Annotated in this window: 17 protein-coding genes; 12 read left to right on the forward strand and 5 right to left on the reverse strand. The window is 48.4% G+C overall.

The annotated features are described in order from the left end of the window. Positions 1-56: 56 nt before the first annotated feature. The 4 genes from pstC (at position 57) to phoU (ending at position 4,033) form a co-directional block, all read left to right on the forward strand. A complete protein-coding gene (pstC, locus tag ACNFVB_RS01545) occupies positions 57-1,010 on the forward strand; it encodes a phosphate ABC transporter permease subunit PstC (RefSeq protein ID WP_192993400.1) in 954 nt (317 codons plus the stop codon). A 70-nt stretch (positions 1,011-1,080) separates the two neighbouring features. Continuing rightward, positions 1,081-1,983 (forward strand): phosphate ABC transporter permease PstA, encoded by a 903-nt coding sequence (pstA, locus tag ACNFVB_RS01550; protein ID WP_430737859.1) that lies wholly within the window; start codon positions 1,081-1,083, stop codon positions 1,981-1,983. A gap of 251 nt (positions 1,984-2,234) precedes the next feature. Further along, positions 2,235-2,993, forward strand: a complete 759-nt coding sequence (gene pstB, locus ACNFVB_RS01555) for a phosphate ABC transporter ATP-binding protein PstB (protein WP_227526468.1) — start codon at positions 2,235-2,237, stop codon at positions 2,991-2,993. Positions 2,994-3,235: 242 nt separating this feature from the next. Next, positions 3,236-4,033, forward strand: coding sequence for a phosphate signaling complex protein PhoU (gene phoU, locus ACNFVB_RS01560; RefSeq protein WP_430737860.1), 798 nt, complete (start codon positions 3,236-3,238; stop codon positions 4,031-4,033). Between the two features lie 84 nt (positions 4,034-4,117). On the opposite strand, the gene ACNFVB_RS01565 is transcribed toward phoU, so the two are convergent. Both ACNFVB_RS01565 and argH read right to left on the reverse strand, forming a co-directional pair. Further along, positions 4,118-4,408, reverse strand: a complete 291-nt coding sequence (locus tag ACNFVB_RS01565; RefSeq protein ID WP_075101388.1) for an oxidative damage protection protein — start codon at positions 4,406-4,408, stop codon at positions 4,118-4,120. Positions 4,409-4,714: 306 nt separating this feature from the next. Then, on the reverse strand, positions 4,715-6,088 hold the full coding sequence (gene argH / locus ACNFVB_RS01570; RefSeq protein ID WP_198336189.1) for an argininosuccinate lyase: 1,374 nt from the start codon (positions 6,086-6,088) through the stop codon (positions 4,715-4,717). Positions 6,089-6,201: 113 nt separating this feature from the next. Between argH and ACNFVB_RS01575 the strand changes: the two genes are divergently transcribed. The 6 genes from ACNFVB_RS01575 to ACNFVB_RS01600 all read left to right on the forward strand — a co-directional run bounded on the left by ACNFVB_RS01575 (position 6,202) and on the right by ACNFVB_RS01600 (position 12,497). Next, positions 6,202-7,353 (forward strand): histidine kinase, encoded by a 1,152-nt coding sequence (locus ACNFVB_RS01575; protein ID WP_430737861.1) that lies wholly within the window; start codon positions 6,202-6,204, stop codon positions 7,351-7,353. 324 nt (positions 7,354-7,677) lie between these two features. Further along, on the forward strand, positions 7,678-8,415 hold the full coding sequence (locus tag ACNFVB_RS01580) for a LytR/AlgR family response regulator transcription factor (protein WP_334221718.1): 738 nt from the start codon (positions 7,678-7,680) through the stop codon (positions 8,413-8,415). 206 nt (positions 8,416-8,621) lie between these two features. After that, on the forward strand, positions 8,622-9,656 hold the full coding sequence (gene hemC / locus ACNFVB_RS01585) for a hydroxymethylbilane synthase (RefSeq protein ID WP_430737862.1): 1,035 nt from the start codon (positions 8,622-8,624) through the stop codon (positions 9,654-9,656). Positions 9,657-9,746: 90 nt separating this feature from the next. Then, the gene (locus tag ACNFVB_RS01590) at positions 9,747-10,895 is read left to right on the forward strand and encodes a uroporphyrinogen-III synthase (RefSeq protein WP_430737863.1); all 1,149 of its coding nucleotides are present in this window, start codon (positions 9,747-9,749) and stop codon (positions 10,893-10,895) included. Positions 10,896-10,994: 99 nt separating this feature from the next. Beyond that, entirely contained in the window at positions 10,995-11,948 is a 954-nt protein-coding gene (locus tag ACNFVB_RS01595) for a hypothetical protein (RefSeq protein ID WP_430737864.1), read from the forward strand. A gap of 66 nt (positions 11,949-12,014) precedes the next feature. Further along, positions 12,015-12,497 (forward strand): acyl-CoA thioesterase, encoded by a 483-nt coding sequence (locus tag ACNFVB_RS01600; protein WP_288999111.1) that lies wholly within the window; start codon positions 12,015-12,017, stop codon positions 12,495-12,497. Positions 12,498-12,622: 125 nt separating this feature from the next. Here the strand turns inward: ACNFVB_RS01600 and ribBA are convergent, their stop codons facing one another. Both ribBA and ACNFVB_RS01610 read right to left on the reverse strand, forming a co-directional pair. Continuing rightward, a complete protein-coding gene (gene ribBA, locus ACNFVB_RS01605; RefSeq protein ID WP_430737865.1) occupies positions 12,623-13,735 on the reverse strand; it encodes a bifunctional 3,4-dihydroxy-2-butanone-4-phosphate synthase/GTP cyclohydrolase II in 1,113 nt (370 codons plus the stop codon). 306 nt (positions 13,736-14,041) lie between these two features. Further along, positions 14,042-15,331 (reverse strand): replication-associated recombination protein A, encoded by a 1,290-nt coding sequence (locus tag ACNFVB_RS01610; RefSeq protein ID WP_430737866.1) that lies wholly within the window; start codon positions 15,329-15,331, stop codon positions 14,042-14,044. Between the two features lie 314 nt (positions 15,332-15,645). On the opposite strand from ACNFVB_RS01610, the gene ACNFVB_RS01615 reads away from it, so the two are divergent. Then, a complete protein-coding gene (locus ACNFVB_RS01615) occupies positions 15,646-16,149 on the forward strand; it encodes a type IV secretion protein Rhs (RefSeq protein WP_274631599.1) in 504 nt (167 codons plus the stop codon). A 254-nt stretch (positions 16,150-16,403) separates the two neighbouring features. Next, positions 16,404-17,318 (forward strand): hypothetical protein, encoded by a 915-nt coding sequence (locus ACNFVB_RS01620; protein ID WP_430737867.1) that lies wholly within the window; start codon positions 16,404-16,406, stop codon positions 17,316-17,318. Between the two features lie 125 nt (positions 17,319-17,443). On the opposite strand, the gene gltA is transcribed toward ACNFVB_RS01620, so the two are convergent. Beyond that, positions 17,444-18,724, reverse strand: coding sequence for a citrate synthase (gene gltA, locus ACNFVB_RS01625; protein ID WP_075101400.1), 1,281 nt, complete (start codon positions 18,722-18,724; stop codon positions 17,444-17,446). Between the last annotated feature and the right edge of the window lie 691 nt (positions 18,725-19,415).

The following is a 19,415-nucleotide window of genomic DNA, read 5'->3' on the forward strand; positions in this document are numbered from 1 at the left end:
GACTTGGTGAGTCTTTTAAAGATTTTGATTTAATATTATTTAATGCTGAGACACTTATGAATGATTTAAGGTCGCAACTGGCAAAACAAAAACGTTACGATGCATTATTTGTCAATGCCACCAAGGCATTTGCTATTCTCGTGCTGCTATCATTGGGCGGTATTTTGCTCTCTTTGATCATTGGCGCTTGGCCGAGTATACAAGCATTTGGTCTGGGGTTTTATACCAGTAATAACTGGGATACGGTCGCCAATGAGTACGGTGCGCTGGCGCCGATCTATGGCACGCTGGTGACGTCCTTTATCGCTATTTTAATCGCTGTGCCAGTCAGCTTCGGTATTGCGATATTTTTGACTGAGATGTGTCCGACCTTCTTAAAAAAGCCCCTCGGCATCGCCATTGAGCTGCTGGCAGGTATTCCCTCTATCATCTACGGTATGTGGGGACTGTTTGTCTTTGCGCCGTTTTTTGGCGACCACATTCAGCCGTGGTTTATCGAGCATATCGGCCCACTGCCTATCATTGGCAAGCTATTTACCGGTGCGCCAATGGGATTGGGCATGTTTACCGCCTCCTTGGTACTTGCCATTATGATTATTCCTTTTATTGCCGCTACCATGCGCGATGTTTTCTCTGTCGTGCCAGACCTGCTCAAAGAGTCAGCTTACGGCATGGGCGCGACCACTTGGGAAGTGATGTTTAAAATTATCTTGCCCTATACCAAAGCAGGCGTGGTCGGCGGGGTTATCTTGGGACTGGGTCGGGCACTGGGCGAGACCATGGCCGTGACCTTCCTTATTGGCAACGCCTTTAATATCAGTCCAAGTCTGTTTACCTCTGGCGTCACCATTACCTCAGCGCTGGCCAATGAGTTTGCCGAAGCCTCTAGTGAGCTACATCTGGCCTCGCTGCTGCACCTTGGCCTCATACTATTTATCATCACCTTTATTGTGCTGTCGCTGGCTAAGCTCATGCTGATGCGTATGGATCAAAAAGCAGGCAACCGCTAATACATAACGACATACAGACGATAGCGATATACAGGCTGACAAAAAATCTTGAAAAATGGAAATGAGTTTTATGCCTACTAATGCGATGCACTCAGCGTTACCTGCGCAGACTGGCTTTGATAGCCGCTACGACAAGCGTCTTTATAACAAACGGCGCTGGGCCAATAAGCTGGGCTTGGGTTTTGCCATGTCGGCGATGGTATTTGGCTTGATTTGGCTGTTTTGGATATTGGTGACGCTGTTTGTCGAAGGCTTTCAGGGCATGGTGCAAATGCCTATCTTTACCGCTGATACGCCGCCGCCGATGAGCGAAGGCGGCCTACGCAACGCCATTATCGGCTCGGTGATGGTGGCGTTTTCAGGATTGTTTATCGGCGCGCCCATTGGCCTGATGACAGGGATTTATTTGTCTGAGTTTGCGCAAGGCAGCCTGCTTGGCAAAGTGACGCGCTTTTTAAATGACATTTTGCTCTCTGCCCCCTCGATTGTCATTGGTCTGTTTATTTATGCTTTGATGGTTAAAGGTCAAAGCTTCTCTGGGTGGGCAGGCGCACTAGCATTGGCACTGATTGTGGTGCCAGTGGTGGTACGCACGACAGAAAACATGCTCAATTTGGTGCCCAATAGCATTCGTGAAGCGGCCTATGCACTGGGCACGCCGAAGTGGAAGATGGTCACGCAAGTGACGATTAAGGCGGCTCGAGCGGGGCTGACCACTGGTGTGCTGTTGGCCTTTGCCAGAATCACTGGTGAGACGGCGCCCTTGCTATTTACAGCATTGAATAATCAATACTTTAGTACCGATATGGGCGAGCCGATTGCCAACTTGCCGAACACTATTTATCAGTTTGCCATGAGTCCTTATGATAATTGGCATACACTTGCATGGGCCGCTGCATTGCTGATTACTGCTTCGGTATTGGTACTAAATGTATTGGCAAGGTTTATCGGTGGTCGCAGCTCCAGCAAATAGTAGCCAGAGTAGATAACGCCTACTACCAAATCACCTTATATATAGCAGTTACTTAAATTTATATTCATCAAGCTAGGTTGGATAACATTATGAATGACGTCATCAGCAAAACGCGTAGCACAGCAGATAGCAACAACTTTGATACGAGCACAGCCAGCTTATTAAACAGACCGATGGCGACGACCACGCAACTGTCGCAGCCAGATGCGGCAAACTTAACCAAGCAAACACAGCATGATATTCCCAAAGACATGCCAGCAGCGAAGATGCAAATTCGTGATTTAAGCTTTTATTACGGGGATTTTCAGGCACTTAAAAACATCAATATCGACATTCCTGATAAAAAAGTGACTGCTTTTATCGGGCCATCCGGCTGCGGCAAGTCAACCCTGCTACGTACCTTTAACCGTATGTATGATTTATATCCTGGCATGCGTGCAGAAGGCAGTATCAACCTCGATGGCAAAAATATCTTGGGCAAAGACATCGATGTCAATCTGCTACGTGCGCAGGTCGGTATGGTATTTCAAAAGCCGACGCCGTTTCCGATGTCTATCTATGACAATGTCGCCTTTGGTGTGCGTCTTTATGAAAGACTAAGCAAAGCTGAGCTGGACCATCGGGTGGAATGGGCGCTAAAAAAATCGGCACTATGGCCGGAGGTAAAAGACAAGCTCAAAGCCTCAGGTTTGTCGCTATCAGGCGGGCAGCAGCAGCGTCTGTGCATCGCTCGTAGTGTCGCTACCAAGCCTGAAGTGCTACTGCTCGATGAGCCAACTTCGGCGCTTGACCCAATCTCGACAGGCGCCATCGAGGATTTGATTGAAGACTTAAAAAAAGACTATACCATCGCCATCGTCACTCACAACATGCAGCAGGCGGCGCGAGTGTCAGACTACACGGTCTATATGTATCTGGGCGATATGGTTGAGATGGGCGAGACCGATCAGATATTTACCACGCCTACGCAAAAAGCCACGGAAGACTACATTACGGGTCGTTATGGCTAACGCTGTACAGATTAAAACTATCGTTAATTTTTAATAACAACAATATAGTGAATTCCGTATAAAAACGATACAGTGGGACTGGGATAAATTTTACGCAGCCTCTGTCGGCGCAGGCACAGCACGCAAGGAAAATTTATACCAGTTCCACGTTGATATATGATGTATCTGTTTTATTTAGAATCGACTATACAGCTATGCTAGCAGCACGCCATTAATATACAGATATTCAGGAAATACCTATTATGCAAAGTGACAAGCATATCTCCAAAAGTTTTGATCAAGATTTGGATGAAGCCATTCGTCTGTTTTTGGTGATGGGCGATCATGCAGCCAGCCAAGTGGCCAAAGCCATTCACGCACTTATTGACAAGGATGACACACTGGCGCAAGAAGTCATCGAGATGGATTTTGATATCAATCGGCAGGAAGTCGAGCTGGATGAGCATATCTTGTTATTGGTCGCCAAGCGCCAGCCTGCGGCCAGTGACTTGCGTTTGGTGATGTCCATCAGTAAAGGCGTGGTGGATCTGGAGCGCATCGGTGATGAAGCGGTCAAAATCGCCAAAATGGCCAATAAGCTCGCCGCCCAAGGCAAATCAGCGTATGGCTATGCCGAAGTGCAGCATCTGAGCAATCAAGTACGTCTGATGCTGCACAATGCGCTAGAGGCTTTTAGTCAATCCAATGCTGAGCAGGCGTTTGAGGTGATGCGCAATGATGATGTGGTCAATGAAGAGTATCAATCAGCGATGCGTGCCTTGATGACTTATATCATGGAAGATGCGCGCCACGTCTCCAAGGTCATCAATATCGTGTGGGTGTTGCGCGCGCTCGAGCGTATTGGTGATCATGCGCAAAACATCGCCGAGCTGGTCATCAACTATATCAGCGGCCAAGATGTACGCCACTCAGACTATGCACTGGTCGAAAAAGCGGTGCAAGAAGCTAATGATCGAATGGCGGCGCGCCAAAATGATGATGTGATAGCGACAGATATCTCACCGCTAGCTAGCGATAAAAAACTGAGCAACGACCTTTAAACATCCATTAAAAACGCGCTATTTAAAGATAGCGCGTTCTAATATTTAACATACTGGTATAAGTATAAAAGTGATGCCGAGTTTTTATTTTTCTGGTGTCCAGCCCTGCGCGCGCTCATAGTCTTCGTTGTCCAAAAACTTCTCACGCTGCTCAGTCAAAAACTTTTTGGCCTCAGGGTCCATCATGCTTAGATGGTTTTCGTTGATTAGCATGGTTTGCTGCTCTAGCCACTCTTTCCACGCTTTGTCAGAAACTGTTTCTTGTAGCTCTTTGCCTTTTTGATTGGGGAAGGGTGGATGCGGCATTTTTGGCAGCTCTTGCTTGTATTTGCGGCAAAACACGGTATTGGCTTGCGGGTTAAAAGTCTCAGTCATTAGAGGCTCCTTATAAACTATGAATATCACCCTATGATAACGATCTGAGTAAATTTAGCAAAGGCTATCGGGTGTATAGACGGTAACAGCCAAGCGGTTTGATGAAAGTTTTGGCGATGTGAGGACAAAAAAACACCCGCGCGAAGGCGTAAGTGCTAGGCGCGGGTGTTGTATAGTGAGTTCAGGATAAAAACGATACAGCGGGACTGGGGTGAGTTTTACGCAGCATCTGTCCGAACAGGCACAGCACATAAGGAAAGTTTATACCCGTTCTGCGTCGGAATATCATGTCTCTGTTTATGCAAATTATGCAAAAGCTTTTAAGCGCGCGCGTCCATTAACCACCGCTTGCTTGACCTGATTGGGCGCGGTACCACCCAGATGATCACGGGCGGCGAGTGAGCCCTCTAGCGTTAGGTAATCAAAGACGTCATCGCCGATCGCGTCGCTAAATTGCTGAAGCTGCGCCAATGACAAGTCACTTAAATCAACGCCTTCTTTGATGCCTAAAGCCACAGCGTTGCCTACCACTTCATGGGCATCACGGAATGCCACGCCTTGACGTACTAGGTAATCTGCCAAATCAGTCGCTGTCGCATAGCCCTTCATGGTCGCTTGACGCATACTGTCTTTATTTGGTGTGATGTTTGGTAGCATATCAGCGAATGCCAGTAGCGAACCTGTCAAGGTATCGACGCAGTCAAATAACGGCTCTTTGTCTTCTTGATTGTCTTTATTATACGCAAGCGGCTGGCTTTTCATCAGGCTTAACAATGTCATCAGCTGACCAAAGACCCGCGCCGCTTTACCGCGTACCAGCTCTGGCACGTCAGGGTTTTTCTTTTGCGGCATGATCGAAGAGCCAGTACAGAAGCGATCGGGTATCTGTACAAAGTTAAACTGTGCCGACATCCATAGGATAATCTCTTCGCTCATGCGTGACATATGCATCATAAGGATAGAGGCCGCTGAGGTAAACTCAATGGCAAAATCTCGATCTGAGACCGCATCGAGTGAGTTTTGGCAAATGCCATCAAACCCTAGCAGTCTGGCGGTGATGGTACGGTCAATCGGAAAGGTCGTACCAGCAAGCGCAGCACTACCAAGTGGCATCTGGTTGATACGGCGACGGGCGTCGACGAGGCGCTCGGTATCGCGATAGAGCATCTCAAACCATGCCATCACGTGATGGCCAAAGCTGACAGGCTGCGCGGTTTGTAGATGCGTAAAGCCTGGCATGATGGTGTCCGTATGCTGCTCGGCCAAATCCAGCAAGCCGTTTTGTAAACGCACCAATAGCGCGATGATATTGTCGGTTTCTTCGCGTAGCCACAGGCGAATATCGGTGGCCACCTGATCGTTACGGCTACGGCCAGTGTGTAACTTTTTGCCCACCGCGCCGACGATATCAGTCAGACGTGACTCGACGTTCATGTGTACGTCTTCTAGGGTAATAGACCAATTAAACTCACCTGCTTTGATCTCAGCTAATACCTGCTGTAGACCATCGATGATGGTCGCCACTTCATCAGCGGTCAAAATCCCGCATTCTTTGAGCATGGTCGCATGAGCGATAGAGCCTTGGATATCATGTCGAGCAAAGCGTTGATCAAAGCCGACCGAAGCGGTGAAAGCGGCCACAAAGCTGTCCGTCGCTTCACTAAAGCGTCCGCCCCACATCTGCTGACCTGGCGCGCTGGCAGGACCGTTTTGCGCCGCGTTATTTGTTGTAAAGTCATCTGTGTTAGAATCAGAGACTGACACGTTTTTATTTAATTCAGGATTACTAGGGTTTGAAGAGTTGGCGTTCATATCGATACAAGACAAGTCAAGAGAATAAGAACTCAAGTATAGCAAATGATGAGGTTGCCTTACTAGCGGAGCGCTTAGAGTTTTTTATTCCCAAGCTCATGGAAGTCATGAAGCCTTGGCAGTGGCTGATTTATATCTTTTTTTGGTCGCTGTTTGTCACGGTGATCGACCGCCATGATCTAGCTACTTGGTCTGACTTTATAATCAAGTTTGGCAGCCGAGTGATACAAAACACCTTAAGCATCATCCCTTCTTTATATATCATCGATTATCTGCGCCCTGTTTTTAAGAGCATGAGCATACCCAAGGTCAGTATGTATGTGCTCGCCATCCTTATGCTGGCCTCTGCTGTCTCTATGGTGTTGGTCTTGTTGGTCATGATAAACATGGGCTGGCACGCATACAGCCTACAAAACTTCGTGTTAGAAGTGGTTTTTGACTTAATCCTTGCAGGCGGTTTTACCTTGGTGTTTTTGTTGTACTTTTTGCGCCGTTATCGTGAGATGAATGCCCTTAATCAATCCTTTGAGCACAAACTAAACACCCAAAACGACTTAATCAAAGCCCGTATCACACCGCATTTTTTCTTTAATACCATCAACACACTGGTGTCGCTGATTGAGTCCAATCCAGCGCGCGCCTCTCAGTTACTACAGCACGTCTCAGCGCTGTTTCGCGCCAGCTTTAGTGGCGCGCGTGAGATCAGCTTTGAAGAAGAGGTCGCTTTGTGTGAGCACTATTTGGCCATCGAGTCTAGCCGGCTATCTGACAAGCTTGATGTCACTTGGCAGCTGCCAGATGAAGACATCATGTATGACATGGTTATCACCGCCTTGACGCTGCAAAGTGTGCTAGAAAAAATGCTCCTTAACGTGGTGGAAATGACCACAGAGACGATTTTTATTCATATCAAAGTCACTTGGTATGAGCACCGCGTCAACATCACCGTCAGCGTCCAGCTCCCCAAAAAAACCTTGATGATCAATCATGACTTGCGCCAGCACATGAATTTTTATATCCAAGCAGAGCGTCTGCGCTCGTACTTTGGCCAAAGCGCCGATATCAGAAGCAAGGTGACCAACAGCCAAATCATTACCTTGATTGATTATCCGCTACAAGACGTCGGGATATAGCGGTCTGTCATCTAGCTATCTGTAAGCTAGCGATTATCAATAAATACCTATTACTAATACAAACTTTTGTTTAATACGATGAATATAAAGTATGGCACAGTTATTGCACCGTACTGTTTATAATCGGCACGATAATCGTCAATATCTACTATATATTTGACCGATAAATAAGCGCTGTCGCTGCCCAAATTAAATGTTCAGAATACCTGCAATAATCAAACATTTTTTTATGCTAAGTCCTTGGGCGTTAGTGTTATTATTGATAATAGGTTGATGAATTATTTCACTAAATCGTATTAAGTATGTCCTAAAACAGGAGTTTGCATGCGGATCGTAGTCTGCGATGATGAGCCATTGGCGCGTGAGCGTTTAGCCAGAATTGTACAAGAGTCAGGCCATCAGGTGGTGGCACAAGCCACGACAGGGGCAGAAGCCATTGTCGCTGTCAAAACCCAGCAGCCAGATATCATATTATTAGACATTCGTATGCCTGAGATGGATGGGGTGCGCTGTGCGCAAGCGCTGAACGAGCTTGAGCATCCGCCAGCCATTATCTTTGTCACCGCCTACGATCACTATGCCATTGCTGCTCTCAAGGCCAATGCAATCGGCTACTTGCTCAAACCTGCCAATAAAGACGAGCTGCTGGAGGCGCTAAACAAAGCCAAAAATCTAAATGCCGCCCAGCTCAACGAAATCCGTAAGCTTGAGGACCCGACAGCGCGGCCAATACGTGAGCATATCGCCGCTCGTACCCATCGCGGTGTCGAATTGATTAAACTCACAGACATCTACTACTTTACTGCCGATCAAAAATACGTCAAAGTCCGTCACAAGGATGGTATCGTATTGATTGATGAGACACTAAAAGAGCTTGAGCAAGAGTTTGAAGACCGGTTGTTCCGCGTCCATCGCAATGCCATTATCAATCTGAGCTTTTTGGACTACTTAGAAACCTTGGATGCCGGCCAATATCAAGTGCGCTTTAAAGGCATCAATGAGACATTGGCGGTGAGTCGTCGCCACCTGCCAGCGTTACGTGATAAAATCCAAAGCATGTAAAGCGCTATCTGTAACTGACTGTTTTTATAGAGAAATAATCATCCCATATCATCAAACCCTTATTTATGCTTAAATAGGGGTATTTTTTTGCGTCAGCGTTTACTATCAACGAGTGATAGCGCCCATTTTTGTGGCAAATCGACCGTATCGTTTCATGCAGAGATGATTCGCACTGATATTGTATATCAAACTTATTGAGGCCTTTTATGAGCAATCTGCAGCAACCTGCTTTGACTACCTTGAACATCGCCACGCGTCAAAGCCCATTAGCCTTGTGGCAAGCTGAGCATATCCGCGATCGTCTGTTGGCGCTATATCCTGAGATGACGATTAATTTGCTAAAAATCGTCACTAAGGGTGACAAAATTTTGGACACGCCACTGGCAAAAATTGGCGGCAAGGGTTTGTTTGTCAAAGAGCTTGAGCAAGCGCTTTATAATAAAGACGCAGATATCGCCGTGCATTCGCTAAAAGATGTGCCCATGCAGCTGCCTGAAGGCTTGACGTTGGGGGTGTACTGCAAGCGTGCCGCCCCAACCGATGCGTTTGTGTCCAATACATACGATAGTATCGATGCGTTGCCGCAAGGCGCTATCGTTGGCACCTCAAGCTTGCGCCGTCAGTGTCAAATCAAGGCTTATCGCCCAGATCTACAAATCAAAACCCTGCGCGGTAACGTTGGTACCCGTTTGAGCAAATTGGACGCAGGCGAGTATGACGCGATTATTTTGGCCACCAGTGGTTTGCAGCGTATTGAGCTGGACGAGCGTATTCGCGGTGAGCTGGATATCGATGCTTGTCTGCCCGCGGTTGGGCAAGGGGCGTTGGCGATTGAGTGCCGCGAGGGCGATGATGCGGTATTGCAGTTATTGGCACCGCTAAATGATAATAAAGCGCGTATTCGCCTGATTGCTGAGCGAGCCCTCAACCGTCATTTAGAAGGCGGCTGTCAGGTACCGATCGCAGCCTATGCGGTCTTGCAAATGGCAGACGAGACCGAGGATGATTGTGCGAAAAATACCGAAAATGGCAACAATGACGACGGCAACATATTGTGGCTGCGCGGGCGCGTGGGGCAGGCCGATGGTAGCGAGCTGCTAAAAGCAGAAAAACGCATTACCTTAACTGGTAACCAAGACGAGCAAGAAACTCAGGCCAATCAGCTGGGTATCGATGTGGCTGATATGTTACTTGCAGATGGCGCAGGCGCTATTTTATCAGCGATTTATGATACCAAATAATACGCAGATACCGCTGTCTGAGTTGCAAGCCAGTAATTAAGACGGGTTTGCGACTTCTTTATTTCTTTTGATTTTTGTCATGGTACGTCTATGTCATCCACCTCATCTCATCCAACATCTACCGCTCGGCATAAGAGTGCGGCCCCATCAGCGCCTACGCGTGTGGTCATCAATACCAGACCGGTAGAGCGTGCCGCTCCGTTGACGCAGTATCTACAAGCTGCGGGTCTAAGCGTGGTAGAGATTCCGATGCTGACGCTACAGCCGCGTCCTATCACAGATGCGGACATGGCGCTGATGCGTCAGTGGTTTGCAGGCGACTATCATGCACTGGTCATCGTCAGTCCTACGGCGGCAGCAGCGGGACTAGCGGTTTGGCAAGCGCTTGCCTGCGAGCGCCATGCCCAGCACTCTGAGACGAATGGTGACAAGCAAAACAATGAAAGCCAAAACAATGAAAGCCAAAACAATGAAAGCCAAAACAATGAAAGCCAAAACAATGAAAGCCAAAACAATGAAAGCCAAAAAACCACCGAGCGGCAAAACCTCAGCGCCCCCAGTCACTTGATTGCGGTAGGAGAGGCGACAGCTGCGGTCTTAAATGAGGCAAAAATCAAGGCGGCAAGCTATCACGTGCTGCAGCCGCGCGTGGCCAATAACGAAGGCATGCTTGCGATGCCAGAGATCGACAGCTTGCAAGCAGGGGACAAGCTATTGGTATGGCGCGGTCTTGGTGGCCGCCGTTTATTGGTCAACACGTTACAAGCGCGCGGTGTCCATATCGATAGCATCGCTTGGTACGAGCGTATCATACCTTATGAGGCCTATAGGCAATACAATCAGTGGTTACAGCAGTTTTCTACGACAGCTTCTGTGCCTAGCCCCCTATCATCAGAAGCAGTACCAGCAGCGCCAAGCACCGCTCAGCATCTAAAGCCTATACCCAAACAGTCAAAACCGGTCGTTATCATTAGTAGTGCCACCGCCTTTGAGCATTGGCGGCAAGTAGTCAGTCAAGGTAAGCGACAAGTAAATGATGAGACGAGTGCTGAGGATACTGTAAAGCAGCCATTGGCAGACAGTACAGGTGCTGATGGATTGACCAAGCTCAAGCTGTCGGACTTTGCTTATGTGGTGCTGGGTGAGCGCTTGGCCAATATGGTTGCCGATGAGCAGTTGAGCTACTGGCGGGTGGAGGATTTGGCACCAGCCACCATACTGGCTGCGATCAGTGCTTGATACGCCTAGGATATGGCTGTTTTGTCATCAGGATGCGTCTCCCTGTTTTATACGGCTTGCGACAACCATGACCCAATCTACCAGTAACGGTGCTGTACTATGTCTATGAACCCTGAGACTTCACCCAAGGACCCCTCTGCTATTCAGCAGCGCCGGCAAGCAAATATGCTACTCATACGCTTGCAATGGCTGACGATTTTATTGCTTATCGCCGCCTTACTCTGGTTATATATCAGCCAGCAGCGTTTTGAGCAGAGTGTTCACGAGCGTCTGCAAAGTAACGAGCAAGTTGTCAGCCGTTTAAACGAGATGGATGATCGCTTGTTTGCCATGAGTCAGCAGACGCTACCTGAGCCGCGCGTGGCAGCCAGTAGCCAAGCGCAAAATCAGCTGGATTTACTGCGTATTCAAATAAAAGCGGTAGATAGGCTGCTGGTGGATAACAACGATAGCGCGGCGATTGATTTGCTGCGAGGGCTACACTGGCAGCTGTCGCAAAGCAGTAATGAGATTGCCCCTGCGCTGACGGTGGTGATTAAGCAAAGCTTGCTAAAAGACATTGAGCGTCTACAAGCGCAAAGCGCGCAGCCAAGCCCGTGGCAGATGCATAACTTGGCCATGCAAAATATCCAAACCTTTTTGCATCGCCATGAGCGTCACGACCATAAAGAGGGTAGCAAGGACAATAAAACCCCAGCTGAAGACACAGCTAAAAATAAAGAGGCACTGACCCGTAGGCAGCTGACCATCCATGAGACTATTATGACGCTGAATTTGGCCATGCAAGCCAGCAATATGCGCGACCGTGAGCAGCTCATCAGTTATCTGTCGCAGGCACGCAAACAGCTCATAACACTCACACCAAGCGCTGATGAGCGGCAGAAACAGACACAGGCCAACCTGCAAGCGTCAGATCAAACGGCCAATATCACGATGATGCAAGCCCCCAACGACGTGGTAGAGGTGATCAATTGGCTAGATCAATTGATTGTCGAAGCACCCAAGCCCACGGCGCTATTGACCACGCAAGTCTTAGCCAAATCGCAGCGCTAGTCGTTGGTGCTCGATGATAAGACACACCCAAATAATAAAAAACAGGATGATAAAAAAGGATACTTTATGAACCGCTCCCTACCAGCCGATTTACCGACAGTCAATGAGCCCCTAGCGACTGAGCTGGCTCACTATCCCGTCATCCATCATCAGCCGATTCACTGGGGCGAGATGGACGCCTTTAACCATCTAAATAACGTGGTGTTTTATCGTTATGCTGAGTCAGCGCGTATTGCTTATCTGCAGGCATTAGGCATGTTTGATGGCAGCATGGTGACGGTATTGGCACAGTCAAGCTGTCAGTATTTGCGTCCTGTGGTCTACCCTGATACTTTGTTATTAGGAGTGCGCTGCCAGCGTTTGGGCCGTACCAGTATCGTGATGGAGTATAGTTACTATAGTACGGCGCAAAGTCTGGTAGTGGCGACGGCTGAGGCGGTGGTGGTGCGCTTGGACAGCGCTGGCAAGGACAAATTGCCGTGGAGCAGCGCCGAGCGCGCGCGCCTATTGGCATTAGAAGCGACCGTTGGTCATACGCCTGAGGTCTGAGCCTCAACTTTTATAGATGTTACTCGCACATAAAAAAGCACGCTCAGTTTATAAGCGTGCTTTTCTTATGATTGATAAGGCCACTTAATCACTATCGAATAGTGCTTAAATAATGATCACAGCGCCTAGCCTTGTTTGGGTGCATGCACAAAATCTACTACGTTTAGATCAAAGCCTGATAGTGCATAAAACTTCATGGGCGATGACAATAAGCGCATATCACGCACGCCTAAATGACGCAAAATCTGTGCGCCAACCCCGATGCTACGATACGGTTGCTGGGTGATGGTTGATTGCGATTGATTGTCCGCCGCTTTATCCAGCGCATCGCCTAGATCAACGGGCTGATTGCTACCGATCCAAACCAGCACGCCGCGCTCTGAGGCGCTGATTTCTTCCAACGCTGACTGTACGCTCCAGCCGCTACGACCTGTCATATCGTTTTTGGCGGCAAACAAGTCACGCAGCGGATGGAAGCCATGGACACGGACAGTACTGACGCCTTCGCTGACATCGCCCTTGACCAAGGCCAAATGCGTCTCTTCAGCGCCAAACTCACGAAAGCGGTGCAAGGTAAAAGTCCCATGCTCGGTCTCAAAAGGACGCGTCTCTACTTCTTCTATCGTTTGCTCGTTGGCGATACGGTAATTGATCAGATCAGCGATTGTACCCATCTTGATGCCGTGCTCTTTGGCAAAGATTTCAAGATCGTCACGACGTGCCATCGTGCCATCAGCGTTGATGACCTCGACGATGACCGCTGCAGGCTCCAGTCCCGCTAGGCGAGCCAAGTCGCAGCCTGCTTCGGTGTGGCCGGCACGGTGCAGGACGCCGCCATTTTGTGCCATGATAGGGAAGATATGGCCAGGTTGTACGATGTCTTCGGGTTTGGCTGATGCAGAGACCGCTGCCTGAATAGTGCGCGCGCGGTCAGCCGCTGAGATACCTGTGGTGACGCCTTCAGCCGCTTCGATAGACACCGTAAAGTTGGTGCTAAACTTTGCTTCGTTGCGATCAGACATTAGCGGTAGTGCTAGCTGTTGGCAGCGCGCTTGCGATAGGGTCAGACACACTAGGCCGCGAGCATGGGTGATCATAAAGTTGATGTCTTCAGGGCGCACATGGGTGGCGGCCATGATGATATCGCCTTCGTTTTCGCGGTCTTCATCATCCATTAAGATGACCATTTTTCCAGCACGGATGTCTTCGATAATCTCAGGAATGGTATTTAAACTCATAGTAAGTCTCGGTATTTTATTATGTGTAGATAGGTGTGAGGTAACATATATAGCATGATCTGCCTATAGTAACAGCCGCTGACGCCATAGGCTGTTGCGATTAGGCAACGCGCCGCTGGCTACATTTATTCGATGATTGGCACGACTCGGCTATAGGTATGGACGCTAGGCACGAGTGCCTAATTACTTATATATCATTATGAGGACATTTTAACGCTTTTTATCCTATCGTGCTGCCCCATCTCCAAACTATATCCCGAAGTCTGTCAAAAACAGCGTTCAGTATTACTAATAAACGGGCAGGTTTTAAGAGTTGCTGGCAGATTGGGATTTTAGCCAATCCATAAACTGCTTGCTGTGCTGCTCGCGCTGATTATCAGCAAAGTGATAAAAGCGCGTACCCAGCAGCGTATCTGGCAGATAATGCTGCGGATAATAATGATTGGGGTAGTCGTGTGGATAGGCGTAGCCCTGCCCATAGCCTTGATGTCGCATCAATTTGGTCACGCCATTGCGCAGATGTAGCGGTACGGGAGAGGCGTCTTTTTCTGCTAAGGCCATCGCCGCATTTATCGCTTTATAAGTGCTGTTGCTTTTGGCACTGGTCGCCAGATACACCACCACTTGCCCTAAGATAATGCGCGCCTCTGGCATACCGATGGACTGCACGCTACGCAGGGCGGCATCAGCGAGGAGTAGGGCATTGGGGTTGGCATTGCCGATATCTTCGCTCGCCAAGATGACCAAACGCCGCGCGATAAATTCAGCTGGCTCTCCACCCACCAGCATCCGCGCCATCCAGTAGAGCGCCGCATCAGGGTCGGAGCCGCGCACGGACTTTATCATGGCTGAGACAATATCGTAATGCTGCTCGCCGTCTTTATCATAGCGTACCAGCGCCGTTTGTGCGACGCGAGCGACCAGCGCATCATCGATGATCAGCGGCGATTGTCTGGTATCCGCCGTTTGTATGGCCAGCTCTAGTAGATTAAGTGCCTTTCTGGCATCGCCGTGTGCCAGTTGGCTAATGGTGTCTTGTGCCTGCAAATCCACGACCAAGTCTTTGAAAATGCTATCTTCTGAGATAGCACGCTGCAACACAGCGGCGATTTGCTCGGGTGTCAGTGGCTCCAAGCGATAAACCTGACAACGCGATAGCAAAGCATTGTTGACGCTAAATGAGGGGTTTTCGGTGGTTGCCCCAATCAAGGTAATATCCCCAGACTCGACGGCGCCAAGTAAGGCATCTTGCTGCGCTTTGTTAAAGCGGTGTATCTCATCGATAAACACCACCGGCGACTCAAAGCTCAACGAGTCCTTAACCTCCAGCACTTCGCGTAACTGTTTGACCCCCGTATTGAGTGCCGACAACGCATGAAACGGCCGACCCACGGCATCAGCCAATAGCATAGCAATGGTGGTTTTGCCGATGCCTGCCTCACCGTGCAAGATAATGGAGGGCAGATGGCCTTGCTCGACCAAGCGTCGTAGCGGTGCCCCAGCTGCCAGCAGATGCTCTTGACCGATGATGGCATCGAGCGTCGCTGGGCGCATGCGCTGGGCAAGCGGGGTATCGGCATGAAAGTTTGGCGGCATAACACTCTCTATCGTTAATCAATGGGGCGGCAAAAGGATAGTCAATATAAAAGTACAGGTTCAGTATCAAATTAAAATGTATCGACTATCTATCATAGGATATCAATTACGCGTAGGACTATCCTAGCACTCCTTACCCTAATGTATAACTTCTGTCTTCGCGACTTTTATTTTTATATCAAAAGCCTTATTAAACAAATAAGACAGCACCAGTTATAGCAGCACTTGTACTTCCTAGGTGTTTATCTAGGCACTAATATCTTATATAACGGCACTTATATTATGCACCTACATAATAACGGCATTGATTGTTTATGATACGTGAGACCATACAGCAGTTATTGAGCCAAGCGCGGCGTTTATCAAGTCATCAGCGCCCAAAGAGGCGGTCGCGTCATCTGAGTGCAGGTGAGGTTGCGCTGGCACGTTCGGTATTTGGCGACAGTATTAGGCTGGAGGATGTGCAATTAAAAACAGCGTGGTGGGTGCTTAGACATTACGCTGTCAGCCCCAATGGTCATATTTACTTTCATCCAGCAGACTGGATCACAGACTTTAGCCAGTCCTCCTTAAGTAAGCAAAGCTGGCTAATACATGAGCTAACGCACGTTTGGCAGCTACAGCAGGGTATCAAGGTAGTACGCGGGGCGTTGGTAGATCGGCGTTATGACTATGTATTTACAGTAGGCAAGCCCTTTTTTAAATATGGTATCGAGCAGCAGGCGCGTATGGTACAAGACTATTTTGTCCGTCGCCAGCGTGGTCAGGACTGCCGTGATTTTGAGCGCTGTATACCGTTTTTGACGACCGCTTCTTGAGTCTGAGGTCACACGTTTAATCCCACAAGTCTACTGTTGTCACAAATCCACTGTCAACGTCGCCAGCTCGACACTCCGTTCACAATTGACGCTTCTTATTGACATCAATAACCACTATGCTAAATAGTGTTATGAGAGGTTTATGACCCAGACGCTAGCACAGTATCACTCAGCAACGGATGGCGGTGATACGCCTACCTTTTATTATTTTGCGTCAACTCATTATTTTGCGTCAACAAAGGATATGTACTCTGATGTATAAATTTTTACCAGATAAAGCCAAGAGTCATGATACCGCTCATGATAGTCATATGAATAAAACACCATCACCTAATAGTAAATATGCTGCCATGACTGTACTGGCTGCGACGTTGAGTGGTGCATTGCTACTCGGCGGCTGTCAGCAGCAGACTGAGACCGCACCTGTCGTCGATGATAGCCAAACGACTGAGCAAGTAGCTAGCGAAGACAGCAAGCCTGTACCGCAAAGTGAGTCGGCGGCGGCGCGTATCGAGCAGTTTGAGCCAATTTATGTGACACAAATGCAAAGGCTGCAGCGCCGGCTACAGGCCGAGTATGAGTCGCTGCAAGCGGCAGACTCGACCCAAAGTGCAGAACATTTGTTGTTAAATAGTGCGGATACAGCAGGCGATAACACGACAAATAGCGGTGACGCCGCGACGGCTCAAAATAGGGAAAGTGGCGATGAGGCAGCAGCAGACATCAATACCAGCACAGAAGTGGGCGAGCGCGATTTGACCGTCCTCAAACGTATTAGCCTCGAGCCGCGCAAGCCTGTCATGCAAACAGAAGATGAGATCATCGACAGCTACCAGCAGGCAACGGCGGCACTTTATCAGCCAGTGATCACGCCGCTGAGCGCTGACGAGGTAGATACCTTGATAAACATAGCGACTTTGGTGCCGCAGCTATTTGAGCATGCTGAGATTGCAGGTAGGCTCAGTGCCAAAAGTCCAGCGCTGGCACGTCTTATCATTCAGCATCAGGTTTGGGAGCAGATAGAGGCGCAGCAAGTCATCGATATGCAGCAAATGAAGCTCAATCAACAACAAGAGTTTGAAGCACTCATGGCCAAGTTTAACGAGACCATCAAGGGTTATGATGAGCAAATTGCCAAGTACGAACAAACGCTTAAAGCATTTGAATAAACAGCCACCGCTCAAGCTATGACGGCGACAGCCAGCATCACAGCGCTTATCTATCGACCATAAAAAATCCCGCTATATGCGGGATTTTTTATGGTTCTTTTATACACGTGCCGTATCTAAGTAGATTACTTGCGGTCTTCTACTTTGACAAAGTCACGATGCGTCTCGCCAGTGTATAACTGACGTGGGCGACCGATTTTGAACGGAGCGCTGTGCATCTCTAACCAGTGGCTGATCCAACCTGAGGTACGCGCCAATGAGAAGATGACAGTAAACATAGACGTTGGGATACCGATGGCTTTTAGGATGATGCCAGAGTAGAAGTCAACGTTTGGATACAAGTTACGCTCAACGAAGAACGGATCTTCTAAAGCGATTTTTTCTAGTGCCATGGCCAGCTCAAGCTTAGGATCGTTGATGCCTAGGGCGCCGAGTACTTCATCACAGGTCTCTTTCATGACTTGGGCGCGTGGGTCAAAGTTTTTGTAAACACGGTGACCAAAGCCCATGAGCTTCACTTCACGGCTCTTCACTTTTTCCATAAATGCTGGCACGTTTTCGACAGTACCGATTTCATCTAGCATCTCAAGCACAGCTTCGTTGGCGCCGCCATGTGATGGACCCCAAAGGGCGGCGATACCAGCGGCGATACAGGCGTAAGGGTTGGCACCCGTTGAGCCGGCTAGGCGCACAGTAGAAGTCGAGGCGTTTTGCTCGTGGTCTGCGTGCAAGGTGAAGATTTTGTCCATGGCGCGGGTGACGACGTCGTTTGGCTCATAGTCCACATCAGCAGGCGTGGCAAACATCATGTACAAGAAGTTTTCCGCGTAGCTAAAGTCGTTGCGTGGATACATAAACGGTTCGCCCTGCGAGTATTTATAACTCATCGCCGCAAGCGTTGGCATTTTTGCGATCAGACGAATAGCAGTGATTTCGCGGTGTGCTTCGTTGCTGACGTCTAGGTTGTCATGATAAAACGCTGACAAGGCACCCACAACGCCCACCATAATCGCCATTGGATGCGCGTCACGGCGGAAGCCTTCAAAGAATTTACGTAGTTGGTCATGCACGCCTGTGTGCTTACGGATTTTTTCAAAAAAGTCCGCTTTTTGCTCGGCGTTTGGCAAGTCGCCATGAATCAAGGCATAGGCCACTTCTAGGTATTCAGCATTGTTTGCCAGCTGATCGATAGGGTAGCCGCGGTGCAACAGCTCACCTTTACCACCGTCGATATAGGTAATTTTTGACTCAACAGGAGCGGTTACTTTGAAACCTGGGTCATAAGACCAAAAGCCTGAGTCTTGTAGAGCAGCAATATCGATAACTGGGCGCCCTAAAGTACCTTTGATGATAGGAAGTTCATATTCTTCACCATTGACGGTTAGTTTGGCATTAGTGTCAGCCATAAATTGCTCTCCATTGATTTAACTTGTTAGAATAAAATTACTATAGACGCATACCCTCGCGCCCAGGATTACTACAGGCGCTTACCTTCGCGCCATGCTCAGTCAAACGGTCAAAATACATTTAACGCATTTAATATGCTGGGTATATTAGCAGCAATTCCTTGCGATTTGAAAAGACTTTTACCATCAATGCCGCCAATAGGCACGGTTTGGTCGTGTTTATTCACTGTAATTTTTGTATCAAAATATGTCTGATTGGTTATTTTGCCGCAAATCTTACTGTTTATTGGCGGCAAAGACGTGCTGTGATGTCACTTGGATTTTATAAGTATCAGACTCGGTATCCATAATTGGCGAGATGATTTGTCTGTGCAAGCTGGCAGTATGGATATGGCAGATAAGGTACGTGCGGCAAATTTTTTTAGGATTGCTGGCCGTATCGCTATGTTTGATAAGACAAAACGCTGTTGTATTGTGAACTGATTGTTCCTTTTTTACCACATAATGGATAAATTTGTAATTATCGCCCAGTCATTTTATAATTGCAGCTACTTAACTGGCACGAGTTTTGTGCGAATTGATAAGTGGTCATGATATAGTGTCGCCTAGAGCTTCTCTATTCATACTGGTATTCATATTTGGTTACAGCTGGACATTGTCAATAGACCCAAACCCAACCGACGGTTTGAAT

Origin of the sequence: Psychrobacter sp. VH5 (genome assembly GCF_050572635.1) — a bacterium.
GTDB classification, from domain to species: Bacteria; Pseudomonadota; Gammaproteobacteria; order Pseudomonadales; family Moraxellaceae; genus Psychrobacter; species Psychrobacter celer.